Raw genomic sequence first — 4001 nt, forward strand, 5'->3', positions numbered from 1 at the left:
GCCTCGCGGCTCAACCCGGCCCGGGCGGCGATGCGGGCGGCGATATCCGATCCCTCGGCCAGGGCCGCCTCGATCAGGCGATGGCTCAGGGTCGGGGCCAGTTCCACCACCGCGTCGCGGGCCTCGCCGCCGCGCAGCGCGAGCGCCTCCAGCACCGCCGGCGGCGTCTCGGGGCAGGGGGCCAGCTTGCGGGCCACCACCCGGGCGGTCTCCTCATCCACCGTGGGGATCAGGCCGCAGGCGAGCGATTCGAAGATCTCGATCTCAGTCCTGTCCCGGGCCGCCGCCCGGACGAACAAGTCGGTCTGAACCCGGAGGATCACCGGCTTGAGATCGAGATTCTCGATGCGTGAGAGTTCGAGGAGCCCGGACAGGTCCGGCGGAGCATCGACGGATGGGGGCATGGAGGATCGGTTACGCAAGACTGCAGTAAGGTCACGCTAACCGCATCGACGTGAATCGACCTTTAAACCGCCTCCGGCGCGACCGTGCCGTCCTGCATCATGGTGGCCCGCGCGCGGCCCCGCTTCGGCCTCAGCGCGTCAGCCAGAGAACGAGGCCGAGCCCCACGGCCGCCGCGACGATGATGCCGACATAGAGCGGCAGGACCCAGGGCTGCCGCTGGTGCACGTAGCCCTTCGCCGCCCGCTCCGAGGGGGCCCGCTCGTTCTGCCGGGCGATCCGGACCTCCTGGGGCGTCGGCGGCGTCCCGCCGGCCTCCTCGCAGGTCCCGAGCGGGGCCGCGCCGATATCCATGTGCGGGGTCTTGTCGGCGGTGCGGCCGCTGTCGATGTCGCCCTTGAGCTGCGCGGCGGTCGGCGCGTCGGAATCCGGTGGCGGATCGCAGGGCAGGTTCGCAGGGGGCGGCGGGGTCTCGGATCGCAGCGTCATCGGGGGGACTCCAGTCTCCGGTCACAACGCCCGATGGGCCCGGTCGGCTGCGGCCAGGATGTCGCGGCTTTCAGGCCTCTCCGGCGCCGCGCTTCAGCAGCGGCCGCGCGAGCATTTGCCCCGCATCGGTGAAGCCGGCCGCCCTGCAGAAGGCGCGCAAAGCCTCCTGGTCCGGCGCCGCGGCCAGGAGCAGCCGGTCGCAGCCCGCCTGTCGCGCCGCCCGGCCGGCCGCCTTCAGCAGCACCCGGCCGATGCCCCGGCGGCGGGATTCGATCGCGACCGCGAGGCTGGTGATCAGGCCGAAGGGCCGCGGCGCCTCGAGGGTCCGGACGGGGGACACGGTGATGAGGCCGCTCGGCGGTCCCCATTCCACGGCGACGAGGGCGGTGCCGCCGTCCTGTTGCAGGGCGTCGAGCCGGGTCGCGAGGTCCGCGGCGCTGACCGCGATCCCCGCCTCACCCAACAGGGCCGCGAGCCCGGCGGCGTCGGGACTCGCGGCAGCGCGGATCTCCAGCCCGTAGCGAGTGCCCAAATTCCGCTCCTGATCGGCCGGCCCGGACGTGCAACGCGGCGCATCGCGATCCGTCCCCCGCGGGCGCAGCCCGCACGGGCCGCGTCGAGGCCGGTGCCGTCGCGGCCCTCGGCCTCGTCCTTCGACGGGATCTGGAGAGCGCCTTCAGGAAGGCGAACGAGCGCCGGACCGGGCTTCGGCGGGGTCACCCGCAGTGTTCGCGGGAGTGTTCGCGGGGCGGAACACGCACGGGCTTTGGCGCTTTGCTTCCCAGTTCAAGTTCGGGGAGCGCGCAGCATGGCGGGTCGGGTGACGGATCAATCCACCGACGACGCGGCCGGCAAGGCGCATCCGGAGACCGAGCGGCCGGTGCCGCGACCCGGGACGGCCGAAGAGGCCGAAGCGGTCGAGCGGCACAGGGCCGAGACGGACGTCGCCGCGGGCGACGTGGCCGACGATCTCGCCGACTTCGCGTGATCCGGCCGGCACGCGGGCTGCGGGCCGGCCGGGTCCCAGGGGCCCGGCCGAGGGGCCGGGCTCAGGCCGTTTCTTTGGCCTTGCGGGGGCGGCTCACGCGCTTGGGCTTCTCGGCCACCTCCGCGACGGGCTCCGGAGCCGGCGCCGGCGCCGGAGCAGCGGACTTGCGGCGCTGCTGGCCGAGGCCGAGGCTGCGGGCGAGTTCCGAACGCTGGGCCGAGTAGCTCGCGGCCGTCGACGGGTAGTCGCGCGGCAGGCCGAAGCGCTCGCGATACTGCTCGATCGTCAGGCCGTTGCGCGACAGATGGCGCTTCAGCGTCTTGTACGGCTTGCCGTCGATGAACGAGATCAGCGCGTCCGGCGTCACCGACTTGCGGATCTGGGCCGGCGTCGGCTTGTCGGCCGTCTCGGTCACGGTCGCCGCGGGGGCCGAAAGCTTCGTCAGCGCGGCGTGAACGCCGGCGAGCAGACCGGGCAACTCGCTGATGGGCACCGAATTGTTCGAGACATACGCCGAGACGATGTCCGACGCCTGCTCGATAAAGGTCTGCTGCTGCTCAGTGGCGGTGTCGTCCATCGATGATTCCCTCTATCCGACCGTGGTGAGACGGTTCTAACGTCTGTGCAGCAAAATCAAGTCGTCGTCGAGCATTTCCCTACACAATGCCCCGGTCATGAACACGCATATTGTTGAAGCCGTGGGTCGAGCTGAAATCGTTGGTCGAGCAAACCGACATGCCGGAGGCGAGGTTGGATGTGGCCGCGGCCTGCGGACGGGCGCCGATTATGCCTTCTGTCGCGATCTAGCGGCGGGCTTCCTCTGCGAAGATCCGTTTCGGGTCTGATGAGACGCCCGGAACTTCACGCGGCGGCCCGCCGCGATGTCCCGTCAGCGCGTCGACGCGGGATGAACGTTTCGGCCGGACTGTCACGTGATCTGCGCGGGGCCGGTCCTGGCCTCGGGCGCATCTGGGCCATAAACGTCCGGGTGAGACGGGATCCGGGGCGATCGACGTGGACCAGCAATCGGAACCGGGCACCGTCTTCGGCGCCACTATCCCGTTCGTGGATCATTGCGGCATCGAGGCCCTCGACGTGCGCGCCGGCCGGACGCGCCTGCGCCTGGCCCTGCAGCCGGAGCACGCCAACAATCTCGGCATTGCCCATGGCGGCGCGCTCTGCACGTTGCTCGACGTCGCCCTCGGGACGGCGGCCCGGCTGCAGGCGGGGCGCCCCGTGGTGACCCTCGACATGCAGACCCGCTTCCTCGCCCCCGGGCGCGGTATCCTGATCGCCGAGGGGCGGGTGACCCGGGCGGGGCGGTCGGTGATCTTCTGCGAGGCCGAGATCCGGGATGCGGCGGGGGATCTGGTGGCGACGGCCACGGGGCTGCTCAAGCCCGTCGGCGAGCGGCCGGGCCCGGCGTAGGCCGCCCGCGCCGCCGCGGCGGGTTGCGGCTCCGGACGCCTGCGCGGTCACGTCGGGCCGCGCCCTCATTGACGTGCGCCCGGCACGGTGGAAAAGCCTGTGTCATGACGATGCCGGATGACGCGCGCGCAGCCCTGGCTGCGCCTCCCTCAGAGGCCGACGTGGCGGCCATGAAGTCCGAGGCCGCGGCGTGGTTCGAGACGCTGCGCGATCGCATCCTCGCGGCCTTGGAGGCCATCGAGGCGGAGGCGACGGGCCCGTTCCATCCCGATGCGCCCGAGGGCCCCGGAACCTTCGAGAAGACCCCGTGGAACCGGACCGACCATACCGGCCGGCCCGGCGGCGGCGGCGTCATGGCGATGCTGCGCGGCCGCGTCTTCGAGAAGGCGGGGGTGCACATCTCGACGGTGCATGGCGAGTTCGCGCCGGAATTCCGGGCCCAGATGCCCGGCGCCGCCGAGGATCCGCGCTTCTTCGCCACCGGCATCTCGCTGATCGCCCATCCGTGGAATCCGCACGTGCCGACGGTTCACATGAACACCCGGTTCGTCGCGACGACGCGGGCGTGGTTCGGCGGCGGGGCCGATCTGACGCCGGTGCTCGACCGGCGCCGCAATCAGGCCGATCCGGACAGCCGCCATTTCCACGCCTGCCTGGCGCGGGCCTGCGCGGCGCACGGCATCGATCACGCCCG

6 protein-coding genes and 1 pseudogene are annotated in these 4001 nt (G+C 71.9%); 3 read left to right on the plus strand and 4 right to left on the minus strand.

Going from position 1 to position 4001, the window contains the following annotated elements:
• The 3 genes and pseudogenes from I53_RS23890 to I53_RS23900 all read right to left on the minus strand — a co-directional run.
• Positions 1 to 404, minus strand: a pseudogene (locus I53_RS23890) (hypothetical protein); the annotation flags it as partial.
• 130 nt (positions 405 to 534) lie between these two features.
• Positions 535 to 891, minus strand: a complete 357-nt coding sequence (locus I53_RS23895; protein ID WP_043355404.1) for a hypothetical protein — start codon at positions 889 to 891, stop codon at positions 535 to 537.
• A 70-nt stretch (positions 892 to 961) separates the two neighbouring features.
• Positions 962 to 1423: a GNAT family N-acetyltransferase gene (locus I53_RS23900; protein ID WP_043355405.1), complete on the minus strand. Its 462-nt coding sequence runs from the start codon at positions 1421 to 1423 to the stop codon at positions 962 to 964.
• Between the two features lie 276 nt (positions 1424 to 1699).
• Between I53_RS23900 and I53_RS23905 the strand changes: the two genes are divergently transcribed.
• Positions 1700 to 1879 carry a hypothetical protein gene (locus I53_RS23905; protein WP_043355407.1) on the plus strand — a complete coding sequence of 60 codons (180 nt, stop codon included), beginning with the start codon at positions 1700 to 1702 and terminating at the stop codon, positions 1877 to 1879.
• A gap of 61 nt (positions 1880 to 1940) precedes the next feature.
• Here I53_RS23905 and I53_RS23910 read toward each other — a convergent pair whose 3' ends face one another.
• Positions 1941 to 2456, minus strand: a complete 516-nt coding sequence (locus tag I53_RS23910) for a MucR family transcriptional regulator (RefSeq protein ID WP_043355409.1) — start codon at positions 2454 to 2456, stop codon at positions 1941 to 1943.
• A gap of 437 nt (positions 2457 to 2893) precedes the next feature.
• Here I53_RS23910 and I53_RS23915 point away from each other — a divergent pair, with 437 nt between their 5' ends.
• Both I53_RS23915 and I53_RS23920 read left to right on the plus strand, forming a co-directional pair.
• A complete protein-coding gene (locus tag I53_RS23915; RefSeq protein ID WP_043355411.1) occupies positions 2894 to 3307 on the plus strand; it encodes a PaaI family thioesterase in 414 nt (137 codons plus the stop codon).
• 104 nt (positions 3308 to 3411) lie between these two features.
• A partial coding sequence (locus tag I53_RS23920; RefSeq protein WP_043355413.1) for a coproporphyrinogen III oxidase occupies positions 3412 to 4001 on the plus strand: 590 nt, incomplete at its 3' end.

This window comes from Methylobacterium sp. B1, assembly GCF_000333255.1.
GTDB lineage: Bacteria > Pseudomonadota > Alphaproteobacteria > Rhizobiales > Beijerinckiaceae > Methylobacterium > Methylobacterium fujisawaense.